Genomic DNA, 14,486 nt, shown 5'->3' with positions numbered 1-14,486 from the left:
TCATCAGGGGCTTGGGCTTATTGCGCGGGGATCCGCCGGGCCTCCTCGATGCGGGCCATGCGGGTTGTCGTGAAGCGGTCGGCGCGTCCTGCGCGGCGGGCCAGACGGTCGGCGAGAACGGCTTCGGTCTGTTCATAGCGTCCCGCGCGCAGGCCTGCGTCGATGGTGATGCGTTCGAAGACATCGCGCTGGGCGTGGCTGCCGCCGATGCTCTGCATCGCGGGGCGCGCTGCTGTCAGGTCGGCAAAGGCGGCGTCGTAGCGACCCTCGGCAAAGGCATTGAGGCCCGCGAGCGCGGCGACGCCGGGGTCGGCATAGCGGCTGGGCATTTCGCCAGATTTCGCGGCATCGCGGGCAAAGCGCGCGGTCATGGCCGCCTGCGCCTCGGGGCGGTCGGCGCCGGTCAGCGCCAGCATGTAGTGCAGATCGGCAAAGACGACGCAGCCGTCATCGGTGCGGTTCTGAGCCAGATCGGCGAGCTCCTCCCAGCGGGGGCCGACGTCGATGCCTTCCAGCTCGAGCCGGATGAGCAAGGAGGTGGCGTTGGAAATGTCGCGGTAGTCGTCGGTCTTGTCGGCGCGGATCTGCGCGTCATAGAGGCCCATGGCGACGTCCAACTCGCCCCGGTCCATGTGCAGCAGCGCCTTGTGCCACCACACATGGTAGCGGAAATTGTTGCAATGATCCCAGGCGCTTGTGTGGCTTTCGATCAGGTTGATTCCGAGATCGGGGCGCGCGGTCATGTCATAAACATGCGTGACCGCGTGCATGCCCCAGGAGTCGTCGGGGGCCAGCAGTAGGCCCGCGCGGCCGGCGGCCTCGGCGGCCGCATAGTCGCCGGTTTCTTCGAGTGCGAAGGCGTGGCAGCCCAGCAGGTAGCCGCGGCAGGCATGGTCAGACCCATGGGCGTCGAGCACCCGCTCAATCGAGCGGCGCATGCCGCGGGCATCGCCGAGGATGAAGCGGATCGCGTGGCTGACCTTGGCGGAGAGCGTGTCTTCGGGATGGCGGCTCAGCACGCCTTCCATCGCGGCGACGGCTTTGGAGGGGCGCCCGTCGAGCCAGTGATCGAGCGCGCGGGTCCAGGCCTCTTCGCGGAAGCTGCAGGGTCCGAGCGCCTTGGCACGGCGGGCGGCGGCGGCAGCTTCCTGCGCGGTTGCGACCATCTCGGACCGGCCCAGCATGAGGCAGAAGAGCCCTTTTGCAGCATGGCCCATCGCAAACTCCGGCTGCTGCGCCAGAACCGCCCCGAGGTGCGTGGGTGTGGCGGTTCCATGGGCCAGAAAGGCACGGATCATCCCATTCCAGTCGTCCAGAGCCGCGGGCGTGGACAGGGAAACAGGACTGTTACAGATATCGAACATCATTGGGGTGCGTGCCTTCTTTGTCGAACTCAGCGAAATACGTAACGTATTAACGACACGGGCGAAGGTTCTGTCGCCGTGTTACACGCCAACGTGAAGCCCTGTGTGAGAATCCTGCCAATGTTTCAGGATTGCGGTCCGATTTCCGGCAAAAACAAGCCGATATCCACCCGATGTTTCAATCGTCCTTGGAGGGGTCCTCCAGGTCGCGCAGCACCGCATCCGTGTCCTGCCCGAAGCGCGGAGGCGCATAGCGGTACTGGACCGGCGTGCGCGACAACTTAAGCGGGTTTGCAAGCAGTTGGACGATGCCTTTGTCGGTGCCCTCGGCAGGGACCTCGACCACGGTGCCGCGGGCCTGCGCCTGATCGGAGGTGAGCGCCTCCGCCACCGTATGGATCGGCCCGGCGGGCACTTTCACGGCATGGCAGCGGGCGAGCACCTCGGCGCGCGGGGTGTCCTTCAGCGCCTCCGTGATGATCTTGGTCAGCGCCACGCGATTTTCGATGCGAGCGAGGTTGGTGGTATAGGCGGGGTCGGCGGCGACTTCCGGCATTCCGAAGGCATCACAGAAGCGTGCAAATTGCGCGTCATTGCCCACCGCAAGCAGCAGGTGCCCGTCGGCGCAGGGGAAGGCGTCGTAAGGGACGATGTTGGGATGCGCATTGCCGCGCCGCACAGGCAGCTTGCCGGAGGTGAGGTAATTTGTGCCTTCGTTGATCAGCCAGGCCATCTGGGCGTCCACAAGCGCCAGATCGATATGCTGGCCCTCACCCGTCGCATCGCGGTGGCGCAGGGCGGCGAGGATGCCGATGGCCGCATACATGCCGCACATCACATCGGCGATGCCCACGCCGACCTTCGTGGGCGGGCCGTCCGGGTCGCCGGTGAGCGACATGATCCCGCCGTAGCCCTGCGCCATGAGGTCATAGCCGGGCTGTTCGCGGTTCGGCCCCGTTTGGCCGAAGCCGGAGATGGAGCAATAGACAAGCTGCGGGTGCCGGGCGAGCAGGGTCGCGTGGTCGAGCCCGTATTTCTTCAGCCCGCCGGGCTTGTAGTTTTCGATCACCACATCGGCGCGGGCGGCGAGGGTGCGCACCGTCTCCTGCCCCTCTTCGGTGGAGAGATCGACGGAGATCGATCGTTTGTTGCGGTTGGCGGCCATGAAATAGGCGGAGAGATCGGTGGGGGTGCCGTCGGCGTTGCGGGCGTAGTTCGGGCCCCAGCTGCGGGTGTCGTCGCCCTTAGTTTTGGGATTTTCCACCTTGATCACCGTGGCGCCGAAGTCGCCGAGGATCTGCGTGGCCGTGGGGCCTGCAAGGATGCGGCTGAGGTCGAGGACGACGAGGCCGCCGAGGGCCATGGGGGTGTCAGATGCGGCCATCGTAGGCCCCCCGGTCGATCATGGCGGCGATCACGGTGAAGGTGTCGGCGGTGAGCGCAGTTTGCAGCGCCGTTTCCAGCTCGGCGCGTGTCGTCACGGTGTGGCCCGCGCCGCCGAAGGCTTTGCCCATGGCGGCGAAGTCATGTTTGGCGAAGTCCACGCCGCGGTTTTTCATCTGCCGGCCGCGTTGTTTGAGCTCGATGAGCGCGAGCGATGCATCAACGAACACGACGATGATGGGCTTGAGCCCCAGTTCTGCGGCGGTGGAGAGTTCGCCCGCGACCATGAGGAAGCCCGCGTCACCGCAGAATCCCACGACAGGGCGCTCGGGCGAGGCAAGCTTGGTGCCCATGGCGAGCGGGATCGCACAGCCCATGGTGCAGAGTGCGGTCGATTGCGTCAGGCCGCGCGGCTCGTAGCAGGGCCACATCTGGCTGAGCAGAATGCGGTGCGCGCCGCTGTCCACGGTGGCCAGCGTGTCGCGCGGCAGGACCTGGCGGCAGGTGTCCATGATGGCCCCCGGGCCCCAGTCTTCGTCTGTGGGGAAGGCTTTTGTGAGCGCATCTTTTGTGGTGGTCAGCGCGCCGTTTTCCCATGTTTTTCTGGGTGGTACGCCGTCTGAGAGCGATTTCAAGCTGGCGGCGCAATCAGCGATGAAGCTGAGGCTTGCCTGGTGCATATAATGATGGTTCGGCTCGGCGGTGATGTCGATCACGCGCTGTTTCGTCGGGTCCCAGATGTCGCGCCAGCCGACGCGCATCTCGATCGGGTCGTAGCCAAGGCAGAGGATCAGGTCGGCGTCCTGCAGCAGCGGCAGCAGGTGTCTGTCGGCGAGCGGCGAGAGGCCCGCACCACCGAGGCTCAGCGCGTGGTCTTCGGGCAGCAGGCCCTTGGCCTTGTAGGTGGTGACCACCGGAATGTGGTAGGTCTCGGCGAAATCCTGCAGCGCGGGGCCCGCCTCCTCGACCATCGCGTCGAGGCCGACGACCATCACCGGGCGCTGCGCCTCGGCGAGCCATGTGCGCGCTGTGTCGAGATCTGGCCCGCTGGGGGCGGTGGGCGCGGCTTTGGCGCGTTGGGGCGGGGCGGCAGCGGGCACCTGCGCGTCGGCGACGCTGATCGGCACGTCGATATGCACCGGGCCGGGGCGGCCTTCGGTGGCGATGCCCACTGCCTTGTCGGCAATCACATGGGCCGCCCCCGGCACCAGCGAGAAGCTGGCCTTTGTGATCGGGCGAAACACGGCCTGCTGGTCGAGCACCTGGTGGGTGTAGGTCTGCGCCTCGTCGGCATCGACAGCCCCCGCGAGGACGATCAGCGGCACGCGGTCCTGATGCGCGTTGGCGACGGCATTCACACCGTTCAGAGCGCCGGGGCCGACGGTGGCGACGAGAATGCCCGGAGCGCCGGTGCGGTGATAGGTGCCTTCGGCCATGAAGGCGGCGGCGTTTTCGTGTTTGGCCAAGATAAATTCGATGCCCGCGTCTTCCAGCGCGTCGACCAGCGTCAGCACCTCGCCGCCCGGCATCCCGAAGGCATAGCGGCAGCCTTCGGCATAGAGCCTGCGCGCCAGCGCATCTGCTGCGCGGATTGTCGATGATGTGGCCACTTACGCCCCTCCCTCGCGGTTCACCGGATGGTCATAGCGGATGGAGTGCCGAGCGCAATTCACCATTCTGTTCGAAGTGTTTCAGAGTGCAGCGGCTCAGCGACGGCGGTCGCGGCGGGAGGACATGGGCTGGAAGGCCACGCCCACATGCGCCTCGCAGTAGGGCTTGCCCTGTTGGACGGGCAGGCCGCAGAACCAAAAATCCTCGGTCGCGGGGTCGCCGACGGGCCATTTGCAGGTCCGCTCGGTCAGCTCCATGAGCGAGAGTTTCTTGGCCTTTTTCTCGATCTCGGAGACTTTTGCGAGCGCCTCGGGGCTGATCTCATTGGCCGAGGGCTGCGGCGGCAGCGGCTGGCCCGCGGGGATGATCTGCTTGCGTGCGGGCAGCGGTTTGGGTGCTGCCGGTTCGGCTTCGGCTTTCACGGGCTCAGCGGGTTTGGGCGCGGGCTTTGGTTTGGCCTCGGCCTTGGGCGCAGGCTTGGCCTTGGTCTCGGGCTTGGCGGTCGCCGATGCGGTGGCGCGGTTCGACAGGCCCAAGCGATGCACCTTGCCGATCACCGCGTTGCGGGTCACGCCGCCCAGCTCCTTGGCGATCTGGCTGGCGGATTGTCCCTCGCCCCACATCTTCTTGAGCAGTTCCACGCGTTCGTCTGTCCAGGACATCGGCCATTCCCTAATTCAAAAGCGGCCCTGCTGACTGCGGACCGCTTGCTGTATCGCTGAAGCCCTATTTTAGTCACTCGGGGCGGAGTTACAAGCGCTGACCGGCGCCTTGATGAAATGCCCGTGCGGGAGGTTTGCCGCGCCCTCGGGATAGCGCGGCGACCGAAATGAAAGGTTGCAATTCTGGCAGGCTCGCGTATTGCAACGCTCATGATGACACGCACGAACATCCGGACCCGACGACGCACAGCGCTTTAACCCCCGCTGTTGCCCTGTCGTGCCCCCGCGCGCGCATCCTTTCCAAACCTTCATTCCCTTATTGACCTGTCTTGGCGGCTGTTGCACCTCTTGTGCTCTGCTGCAGACCTTTGAAAGAGGACGATCCGATGATCCCGACCCTTCTGCCGACCTATTCCCGTGCGCCCATGAGCTTTGTCAAAGGCGAGGGCGCCTGGCTGATCGAGGCGGATGGGCGACGTTTTCTCGACCTGGGCGCGGGCATTGCAGTGAACGCCTTGGGGCATGCGCATCCGGCGCTGGTGGCGGCGCTGACCGAGCAGGCAGGCGCGCTCTGGCATACCTCGAACCTCTACCAGATCCCGAAACAGCAGGAGCTGGCGGACAAACTGACCGCTAACAGTTTTGCCGACACGGTGTTCTTCACCAACTCCGGCACCGAGGCTTGCGAACTGGCAGTGAAGATGGCGCGGAAATACTGGTACGACAAAGGCCAGCCCGAGAAGACCGATATTCTCACCTTCAGTGGCTCGTTCCACGGGCGGTCGTCGGCAGGGATTGCCGCGGCCGGATCTGAGAAGATGACCAAGGGCTTTGGTCCGCTATTGCCGGGGTTTGTGCATCTGGAGTTTGGTGATCACGAGGCGCTGACCGCTGCGATCACTGAGACGACCGGTGCCATCCTGATCGAGCCGGTGCAGGGCGAGGGCGGCATCCGCCCGGTGCCCGACCAGTGTCTCAAGGGGCTGCGCGATCTCTGTGACGAGCACCGGCTGCTCCTGATCTTTGACGAGGTGCAATGCGGCGTGGGCCGGACTGGCAAGCTCTTTGCCCATGAATGGGCCGGGGTCTCACCGGATATCATGATGGTGGCCAAGGGCATCGGCGGGGGCTTTCCCATCGGCGCTGTGCTGGCGACGGAAGAGGCGGCGAGCGGCATGACGCTGGGCACCCATGGCTCGACCTATGGTGGCAACCCGCTGGGCTGTGCCGTGGGCTGTGCGGTGCTGGACCACGTGGCTGATCCGGCGTTCCTCGACGGGGTGAACCGCAAGGCGGGGCTTTTGCGGCAGAAGCTGGAGGGGCTGGTGGCCTTGCATCCGGAGATCTTCGAGAGCGTGCGCGGGTCGGGCCTGATGCTGGGCGTGAAATGCAAGGCGTCGAATGCCGATATCGTGCAGGCGGGGTATGATCAGCAGGTGCTGACCGTGCCGGCAGCGGACAATGTGATCCGCCTGTTGCCGCCGCTGACCATCGAAGAGGGCGAGATTGCCGAGGCGGTGGAGCGGCTGGAGGCCGCCGCGCGCCAGCTTTCCGCGGCCTGAGCGACATTTGAGACACCGGACGAGACGACCATGAACCATTTTCTCGACATTCACCTGACCGATGCCAAGGACCTGCGGAGCATCATTGATCATGCCTCTGCCATGAAAACAGCACGTCTTGGGCGCCCGCGCGGCGCCTTGGACGATGATCAGCCGCTGAAGGACCGGATGGTCGCGCTGATCTTTGAAAAACCCTCAACCCGCACCCGCGTGTCCTTCGATGTGGGCGTGCGCCAGATGGGCGGGCAGACCATGGTGCTGTCGGGCTCGGACATGCAGCTGGGGCACGGCGAGACCATCGCCGATACCGCCCGCGTGCTGAGCCGATACGTGGATTTGATCATGATCCGCACCTTTGATGAGGCGGTGCTGACCGAAATGGCGGAATACGCAACGGTGCCGGTGATCAACGGGCTGACCGACCGCACACATCCCTGTCAGATCATGGCAGATGTGCTGACCTTCGAAGAGCATCGCGGGCCGATCAAGGGCAAGAAGGTGGTCTGGTCGGGCGACGGCAACAACGTCTGTGCGTCTTTCCTGCACGCGGCGGGGCAGTTCGGGTTCGATCTGACCTTTACCGGGCCGCCGACGCTGGACCCGGAACCGGAGTTTGTCGATCTGGCGCGAGCCAAGGGCTCGAATATCGTGATCGAACGGGACCCGGACAAGGCGGTGGACGGGGCCGACCTCGTGGTCGCGGACACCTGGGTGTCGATGCATGACGCGCAGTCGGCCCGCGAGCGGCGGCACAACCAGCTGCGGCCCTACCAGGTCAATGCGGAGTTGATGGCGAAGGCCAAACCCGATGCGCTCTTCATGCATTGCCTGCCCGCGCATCGCGACGAAGAGGCTACCTCCGAGGTGATGGACGGGCCGCATTCGGTGATCTTCGACGAGGCGGAAAACCGGCTGCACGCCCAGAAGGCGATCATGCGGTGGTGTCTCGAGGTGTGACGGCGCTCAGAAGTCGCGCAGGATCGCCTTGAGCTGCGGCTCGCGCACGCGGTCTGCGGCGTCTTCCGGCGAGAACCATGCGCGCTGGCGCTGGTGCTCTTCGGGATAGCTGTTGGCCATCGCCTCAACCTCGGCGACATAAACCTCGGTCTCGACCGGGGTCATGCCCCCGCGGGCGTGGTACTTGTCATAGCGGTAGTGGCCGACGGGATCAGGCTGGACATCAGCGGATTTCACGCCCGCTTCTTCCCAGGCCTCCTGCATCGCGGCTTCGGAGTTTTCCAAGCCGTCCATGGGCCAGCCCTTGGGCACGATCCAGCGCCCGGTGCCACGGCTGGTGATCAGCAGCACACGCTTTCCCGCTTGGGTCTGACGGTAACAAAGCGCCGCGACCTGTCGTGCGCGGGGAGGCGAAAAGATCTGGCGAAACGCGCCTTCGAAATGGGACTTAACAAATTCAATCATCATCCTGCCGTTGGCTTTTTGGCGGCTTTTTGATCATTCTACAGATTTATTCAGGAATTTCAAACTCCTGATCCTGTGGATAAGATCGCAACCGCGTCCGACGTGAGGCTAGCAGGAAAGTTCAAATTTTCTGTAAACAAGATCACACTCCGCGATCTTGGGGTTGGGGGCTCAGATCGGGCGCGCGGGGTTGCCCACGACTCGCGCCATCGGAGCGACGTCTTTTGTCACCACGGCCCCGGCGCCGATGATCGCGCCGGCGCCAATCGTGACGCCGGGCATCAGGATCGCGGCGCCACCGACCCAGACGTCGTCGCCCAGGGTGACAGGCAGGGCGCGCTCGATCCCGGCGCGGCGCTTGTCGAGGTCGCGGTGGTGGTCGGCGCAGTAGATCTGGACGTTCGGGCCCAGCATGCTGCGGCTGCCGATGGTGACGCGTCCGCTGTCGAGGATGGTGACGCCCGCGTTGAAGAACACCTCATCGCCCAGCACGGTGTTGCAGCCGTAGGCGGTGTGGAAAGGCGTTTCGATCAGGCAGTCTTTGCCGACAGACATGAAGAGCGCGGCCAGTTCCGGCACCATGCCACCGCGCTGTTCCGGCGGGCAGCTATTGTGTGCGAAGACCGCCTTGCGGGCGATCATGCGCAGAGAGTCGAGCTCGGGTGTGAGGGCGTTGTACCAATCGCCGCTGATCATCTGGTCGTAGGAACTCTGGGCCATCATTCAGGTCCTCGGTTTAGCGCGCAGGGTCGGGTCGGCCTGCGTCGGGTCTTCGGGCCAGGGGTGGCGCGGGTAGCGCCCGCGCATATCCTTTCGAACATCTAGATATGAGCTGGTCCAGAAGCCAGGCAGGTCTTCAGTGACCTGCAACGGGCGCTGCGCGGGCGACAGCAGCGTGACCTGCAGCGGAGCGCCTGCGACGCTCGGGTGCTGGGTGACGCCGAAGAGTTCCTGCAGGCGGACCGCGATGCGCGGCTGGCCATCGTCGTAGGTGATAGGCACCTTGCGCCCCAGCGGCGTGGTGAAATGTGGTGGCACGGCACGGTCGAGCGCCTGCTGCTGGTCCCAGCTGAGCCGGGCTTGCAGTGCGGGCAGCAGGTCGAAGCCCTTCCAGTCCGCAGCGGTCTTGACGCCGGAAATATGGGGCAGGAGCCAGTCTTCGAGGCTGTCCATCAGGTGCGTTTCGGAGAAATCCGGGAAGGTGGGGTCGGCGCTCTGCATCCGTGCGGCGCGGGCGAGAAAGCGCTGCGCCCTCGCATCAGGTGCGAGGCCCAGAAGGCGCACGCCCTCGAGCATGGCGTGGGCGATCTGCGCGTCGGGGGCGTCATGCCAGGCGCGGTCGTCGAGGATCAACGCACCGAAGCGCTCCTGTTTGCGGGCTTGCACGGCATTGGCGCGGCGGGACCATTGGCAGACATCGTGCCAGCGGATCTGGTCGGCAAACGTCTCGCGCAGCTCAGCGTTGGAGAGCGCCACGGCTTGCCGGATGCGCGCCTCGCGCGGGTCGCCGTCGAGATCGGTGGCCACGAGGAACGGTGTATTGGCGAGCGGGTCGCCGTCCAGCAGGATCGCGCCCTTGCCACCCGCGAGGAGATAGCGGGGTTTGTCACCGGGGCGCCGCGCCCCGACGCGATCCGGGTAGGCGAGGGCCGCGAGAATGCTTGGGGCGTTCGGGCCGTCTGACTGCGCGGTTCGGGCCAGCCGCTTAGCCTCGTCACGGATGCGCGCCACGGTGGCGCGATGCGGCTCCCACCCGTGTTCGGCCTGAAAAGCCTGCGGAGATTTCACGGCAGCGAGGCGGAGGGTCAGGTCTGTGGATGCTTGTCGCAGGATATCGCGTTCCGACAAGAGAGCAGCCAAGAGCGGTGCATCTTTGCCGCCTTGTGCCACCATATGAGCAAGTCTTGGATGCAGCGGAAGGGAGGAGATCGCGGTGCCATGGGCGGTGATCCGGCCTTGATCATCGAGGGCGCCCAGCATCTTCAGCACGGCTTGCGCCTCGGCATATCGTCCCGCATGGGGTGGCGTGACGAAGGGCATCTGGTCGGGCTGGCTGCCCCAGGCGGCAAGCTCCAGCGCCAGGGCGGTGAGATCGCCTGCCTCGATTTCGGCGGGAGGGTGGGAGTGCAATGCACCGTCTTCGCCCCGGGTCCAGAGCTTGTAGCAGTGTCCGGCTGCGACCCGGCCCGCGCGGCCCATCCGCTGGGTCGCGTCGGCGCGGGTGACGCGGGTGGTGATCAGCCGTGACATGCCGGACGCGGGGTCAAACTCCGCCCGGCGTGCTAGGCCCGCGTCGATGACGATGTGGATGCCTTCGATGGTCAGCGAGGTCTCGGCGATGGAGGTGGCGAGCACCACCTTGCGGCCTTTTGCCGTGGGCGCAATTGCGGCGCGCTGGTCTTTGAAGGGCATGGCGCCAAAGAGCGGATGCAGGCTGACATCTGGACCGATGTGGGGCTTCAGGGCGGCTTCGGTGCGCCGGATCTCGCCCTCACCGGGCAGGAAGACCAGGGCGCTGCCATCGCTTTCGGCGAGTGCCTTCAGGGTCAGGTCGGCGACGGCGTGTTCCAACCGTTGAGCCTTGCCGACCGGCTTTGGCAACCAGTGCGGCGTGACCTCGAAGGCGCGCCCTTCCGAGGTGAGGATCGGGGCCTGCATCAGATCGGCAATAGGCCCGGCGTCGAGCGTTGCGGACATGGCGACGAGCATCAGATCGTCGCGCAGCGCGCCCGCCACATCGAGGCACAGCGCCAGACCCAGGTCGGCAATGAGCGAGCGTTCGTGGAATTCATCGAAAATCACCGCACCGATGCCCGGCAGATCAGGCTGCGACTGGATCATCCGGGTCAGGATGCCCTCGGTGACAACCTCGATGCGCGTGGCTTCTGACACCTTCGCCTGACCGCGGATGCGGTAGCCGACGGTCTGCCCGACACGCTCGCCCAGTGTCTCGGCCATGCGCTCGGCTGCGGCGCGGGTGGCGAGGCGGCGTGGCTCGAGCATGAGGATTTTGCGATCTGTCAGCCCGGCCTCGAGGATCGCGAGCGGCACGCGGGTGGTCTTGCCCGCCCCGGGCGGGGCCTGCAGCACCAGTCGACCGGTCTCGCGCAGGGTTGCCGTGACCTCGGACAGGATATCGTCAATGGGCAGATCGAACGGCATGGGCCCGGTGTAGCGAATAGACGCGGTGCCGCCAAGCACTGGACATTTGCACGGACCTGCCGGACAACCGGCGGAACGAAGAAGGACGGGCGCCATGGACATTGCCGATCTGACGGAGCGCGTGATCGCGGGCGAACGCCGGGCGCTGGCGCGGGCCATCACGCTTGTGGAAAGCGCGCGGGCGGACCACAAGGCGCAGGCGACGGCGCTTCTGGAGGCACTGCCGAAAGACCGGCAGGCGCTGCGCATCGGGCTGTCGGGCACGCCGGGGGTGGGCAAGTCCACCTTTATCGAAGCCTTTGGCATGATGCTCGTCGAGCAGGGGTTGAAGGTGGCGGTGCTGGCGGTTGATCCCTCTTCGACCCGCTCGGGTGGCTCGATCCTGGGAGACAAGACGCGCATGGATCGGTTGTCGCGCGCCCAGGGGGCGTTCATCCGGCCCTCGCCGAGCCAGACACATCTGGGCGGCGTGGCGCGGCGGTCTCGGGAAGTGGTGGCGCTCTGCGAAGGGGCGGGCTTTGACGTGATCCTGATTGAGACCGTGGGCGTGGGCCAGTCGGAGACCGTGGTCGCGCAGATGGCGGATATCTTTCTGTTGCTGCTGGCACCCGCGGGAGGTGATGAGCTGCAGGGAGTGAAACGCGGGATCATGGAGATCGCGGATATCATCCTGATCAACAAGGCGGATGGCGATTTGAAGCCGGCGGCGACACGGACCTGTGCGGATTATGCGGGTGCGCTGCGGCTGCTGCGCAAACGACCGCAGGATCCGGAGGGCTTCCCCAAGGCGATGATGGTCTCGGCGGCAGAGAATAGCGGGATCGATGCGGTCTGGTCGGATCTCACGGGGCTGCGGAAGTGGCGCGCAGAGCACGGGTTCTGGGACCGGACGCGCGCGGAACAGGCGCGCTATTGGTTTGAAGAAGAGGTGAAAACCGCGCTGCTGTCACAGCTGCAGACGCCCGAGGCGCGCCGGGCTTTGGCCGATCTGGGCGCGGCCGTGGCGGGGGGCGAGACGGCGCCATCGACGGCGGCGGCGGAGTTTCTCGCGGGCTTGCCGCGAGGCGATACGTCAAATCCCTGATTTCCGTGCGCCGCCGGGTTGACCGGGGGCGCGATTCCCACTAAAGCCACTAAACGAATTTCTGGGGCGCGGCCTGTGGCTGCCCCCTTTTGTCGTCTTACGGACCGCCGGGGCGACGCCTAGCAAAAGGATAGACCCATGTCGCGCGTTTGCGAACTGACCGGAAAAGGCCCGATGACTGGCAACAATGTCAGCCACGCCAACAACAAAACCCGCCGGCGCTTTCTGCCGAACCTGAACGACGTGTCGCTGCAGTCCGAAGCTCTGGGCCGTGCGTTCAAGTTCCGCATCTCTGCTGCCGCTCTGCGGACCGTGGATCACCGCGGTGGGCTCGACAAGTTCTTGGCGAAGGCCAAGGATAGCGAGCTGTCGCCGAACGCGCTGAAAGTGAAGAAGGCGATTGCGAAGGCTTCTGTTACAGCGGACGCGCTGAGCTAAGCGGCTTAAATCGCTTGAGAGTTTGAACCCTGTCCGGTCTCGGTCAGGGTTTTTTTGGCTTAGGTGGACAGGAGTTCGTCCACCCAGACGGGCAGCGTTTCGCTGGCAGAGCCGATGCGGATGTCATCGAACTGGCTACCGACCAGCGAGGGTTCGAGGTTGAATTCGATGGTTTGAGCGCCTGCACGCCGGGCTTCGGCGACAAATCCGGCGGCGGGGTAAACGTTGCCCGAGGTGCCAATGCTCACAAAGATATCCGCGCTGGCGAGATGCTCGAAAATCTCGTCCATGTCGTAGGGCATCTCGCCGAACCAGACGATATCGGGCCGGGCGGTGGGGCTGTTGCAGGCGGGGCAGGCGTCGCCCGGCGCCATCACAAGCGGGGCGGGCCAGCGGTGATCGCAAGCGGCGCAGAGCGCGGATTTCAGCGCGCCGTGCATGTGCATGACCTTTTGGCTGCCCGCCTTTTCGTGCAGATCGTCGACGTTTTGCGTGATCACGATGACCTCGCCCGCGAAGTCCCGCTCGAGCCGGGCCAGCGCGAGATGGCCGCCATTGGGGTCTGCATCGGCGGCTTGCGCCCGGCGCGCGTTGTAGAAATCGACCACCAGCTTCGGGTCGCGGGCGAAACCTTCGGGGGTGGCCACATCCTCGATCCGGTGCTGCGCCCAGAGCCCGCCTTCGGCGCGGAAGGTTCCCAAACCGCTCTCGGCGGAAATGCCCGCGCCGGTGAGGATCACGATTTTCTGCATGTGGGCGCTCCTGCCTGCTCGTCGCATTGATGGCCCGCGCCACCCGTCCTGTCAAAGCGTTTGGCGCCTAGGGCTGCAGGATCTCGAGCTCGCCAGAGAGGAACGGCAGATCGGAGAGCGCAGGGTCGATCATGTGCGTGCGGATCAGACGGCGCATGGTTTGTGCGACGTTGAGCGGCACGTCATCGGCCCAGTCCTCGCTTGCAAAGAGCGAGATTTGCCGGGCGAAGGGGGGGCCTGGCAGCGGGAAGGCTTCGAGCTGGCCGTGAAAGCGATGCGCCCGCATGAAGCCCAGCGGCGTGGTGATGGTCCAGCCGATGCCGCGCGCCACCATCGCCATCAGGGCGAGGTGGCTGCCGATCTCGAAGCGTTCGGGATGCGCCTCCAGTTCACCCGAAAGCTGCGCTTCGATCTGCTGGCGGATCAGCTGCTCGCCATCATAGCGCAGGTAGGGCAGCCCACCGGGCTCGGGCAGAGTCTTTTCGGCCACGCGGGTGCCGCGCGGCACGACGAGCATGAAGGGGTCGCGGGCGAGCGGATGTTCGACCACACCGTCAAGCGGGCGCCCGGTGCTGGCGGAGATCGACAGATGCAGGCGCTTCTCGGCGATGGCAGCGGCGAGATCATTGCTCGAGGCGGTGATCATCTTGAACTGGCAGCCGGTGAGGCTCTCCGCAAGGATCGTGGCGAGCCGTGGCGTCAGGCTGTCATCGAAATCGTCAATGATGCCGATGCTGAGGGCCTTGAGGTGGGCGAGGTCCATGACCGTCAGTTCGCTTTGTGCCAGCCGCAATTCGGCGAGCGCCGTCTCGGCGCGATGCAGAAAGAGCGTGCCCGCGGGCGTCAGGCGCATGGGGCGGCGCCCATGATCCAGCAGATCGGCGCCCAGGGCCGTTTCCAGATTGCGCAGCTGCTGGCTGACCGCCGGTTGGCTGAGCCCGGTGCGGACAGCCGTCTGTGCGACCGAGCCGGTGCTGGCCAAGGCTTCGAAGACCTCCAGCCCGCGCAGGGTGACCCCTTTCATCATGTCGTGACCTCCCCGCAAA

The 14,486-nt window shown here is 65.5% G+C and carries 13 protein-coding genes; 4 read left to right on the top strand and 9 right to left on the bottom strand.

Going from position 1 to position 14,486, the window contains the following annotated elements:
• Nucleotides 1-17 precede the first annotated feature (17 nt).
• The 4 genes from ACVC7O_RS16515 to ACVC7O_RS16500 form a co-directional block, all read right to left on the bottom strand.
• A complete protein-coding gene (locus ACVC7O_RS16515; protein WP_458323209.1) occupies nucleotides 18-1,367 on the bottom strand; it encodes a tetratricopeptide repeat protein in 1,350 nt (449 codons plus the stop codon).
• Between the two features lie 175 nt (nucleotides 1,368-1,542).
• A complete protein-coding gene (locus tag ACVC7O_RS16510) occupies nucleotides 1,543-2,748 on the bottom strand; it encodes a CaiB/BaiF CoA transferase family protein (RefSeq protein ID WP_458323208.1) in 1,206 nt (401 codons plus the stop codon).
• A complete protein-coding gene (locus ACVC7O_RS16505) occupies nucleotides 2,735-4,357 on the bottom strand; it encodes a thiamine pyrophosphate-binding protein (protein ID WP_458323207.1) in 1,623 nt (540 codons plus the stop codon). The genes ACVC7O_RS16510 and ACVC7O_RS16505 overlap by 14 nt, the downstream gene beginning before the upstream one ends.
• A gap of 96 nt (nucleotides 4,358-4,453) precedes the next feature.
• A complete protein-coding gene (locus ACVC7O_RS16500; protein WP_458323206.1) occupies nucleotides 4,454-5,020 on the bottom strand; it encodes a GcrA family cell cycle regulator in 567 nt (188 codons plus the stop codon).
• A 386-nt stretch (nucleotides 5,021-5,406) separates the two neighbouring features.
• On the opposite strand from ACVC7O_RS16500, the gene ACVC7O_RS16495 reads away from it, so the two are divergent.
• Both ACVC7O_RS16495 and argF read left to right on the top strand, forming a co-directional pair.
• Nucleotides 5,407-6,582, top strand: coding sequence for an acetylornithine transaminase (locus ACVC7O_RS16495; RefSeq protein ID WP_458323205.1), 1,176 nt, complete (start codon nucleotides 5,407-5,409; stop codon nucleotides 6,580-6,582).
• Between the two features lie 30 nt (nucleotides 6,583-6,612).
• Complete coding sequence (gene argF, locus ACVC7O_RS16490) at nucleotides 6,613-7,539, top strand: ornithine carbamoyltransferase (RefSeq protein ID WP_458323204.1); 927 nt, start codon at nucleotides 6,613-6,615, stop codon at nucleotides 7,537-7,539.
• 6 nt (nucleotides 7,540-7,545) lie between these two features.
• Here argF and ACVC7O_RS16485 read toward each other — a convergent pair whose 3' ends face one another.
• The 3 genes from ACVC7O_RS16485 to hrpB form a co-directional block, all read right to left on the bottom strand.
• Nucleotides 7,546-8,004 (bottom strand): NUDIX hydrolase, encoded by a 459-nt coding sequence (locus tag ACVC7O_RS16485; protein ID WP_458323203.1) that lies wholly within the window; start codon nucleotides 8,002-8,004, stop codon nucleotides 7,546-7,548.
• 171 nt (nucleotides 8,005-8,175) lie between these two features.
• Nucleotides 8,176-8,724, bottom strand: coding sequence for a sugar O-acetyltransferase (locus ACVC7O_RS16480; RefSeq protein ID WP_458323202.1), 549 nt, complete (start codon nucleotides 8,722-8,724; stop codon nucleotides 8,176-8,178).
• Between the two features lie 3 nt (nucleotides 8,725-8,727).
• Nucleotides 8,728-11,166 (bottom strand): ATP-dependent helicase HrpB, encoded by a 2,439-nt coding sequence (gene hrpB / locus ACVC7O_RS16475; RefSeq protein ID WP_458323201.1) that lies wholly within the window; start codon nucleotides 11,164-11,166, stop codon nucleotides 8,728-8,730.
• Nucleotides 11,167-11,260: 94 nt separating this feature from the next.
• On the opposite strand from hrpB, the gene meaB reads away from it, so the two are divergent.
• Together meaB and rpmB are read left to right on the top strand one after the other, a co-directional pair.
• Nucleotides 11,261-12,250: a methylmalonyl Co-A mutase-associated GTPase MeaB gene (gene meaB / locus ACVC7O_RS16470; protein ID WP_458323200.1), complete on the top strand. Its 990-nt coding sequence runs from the start codon at nucleotides 11,261-11,263 to the stop codon at nucleotides 12,248-12,250.
• Between the two features lie 138 nt (nucleotides 12,251-12,388).
• Nucleotides 12,389-12,688, top strand: a complete 300-nt coding sequence (gene rpmB / locus ACVC7O_RS16465) for a 50S ribosomal protein L28 (protein ID WP_458323199.1) — start codon at nucleotides 12,389-12,391, stop codon at nucleotides 12,686-12,688.
• Nucleotides 12,689-12,747: 59 nt separating this feature from the next.
• On the opposite strand, the gene ACVC7O_RS16460 is transcribed toward rpmB, so the two are convergent.
• The gene (locus tag ACVC7O_RS16460; protein WP_458323198.1) at nucleotides 12,748-13,440 is read right to left on the bottom strand and encodes an NAD-dependent deacylase; all 693 of its coding nucleotides are present in this window, start codon (nucleotides 13,438-13,440) and stop codon (nucleotides 12,748-12,750) included.
• A gap of 67 nt (nucleotides 13,441-13,507) precedes the next feature.
• On the bottom strand, nucleotides 13,508-14,464 hold the full coding sequence (locus ACVC7O_RS16455; RefSeq protein WP_458326107.1) for a LysR family transcriptional regulator: 957 nt from the start codon (nucleotides 14,462-14,464) through the stop codon (nucleotides 13,508-13,510).
• Nucleotides 14,465-14,486: the final 22 nt, after the last annotated feature.

Source organism: Roseobacter cerffii (assembly GCF_054226325.1).
This window is presented reverse-complemented; position numbering and strand designations above follow the sequence as displayed.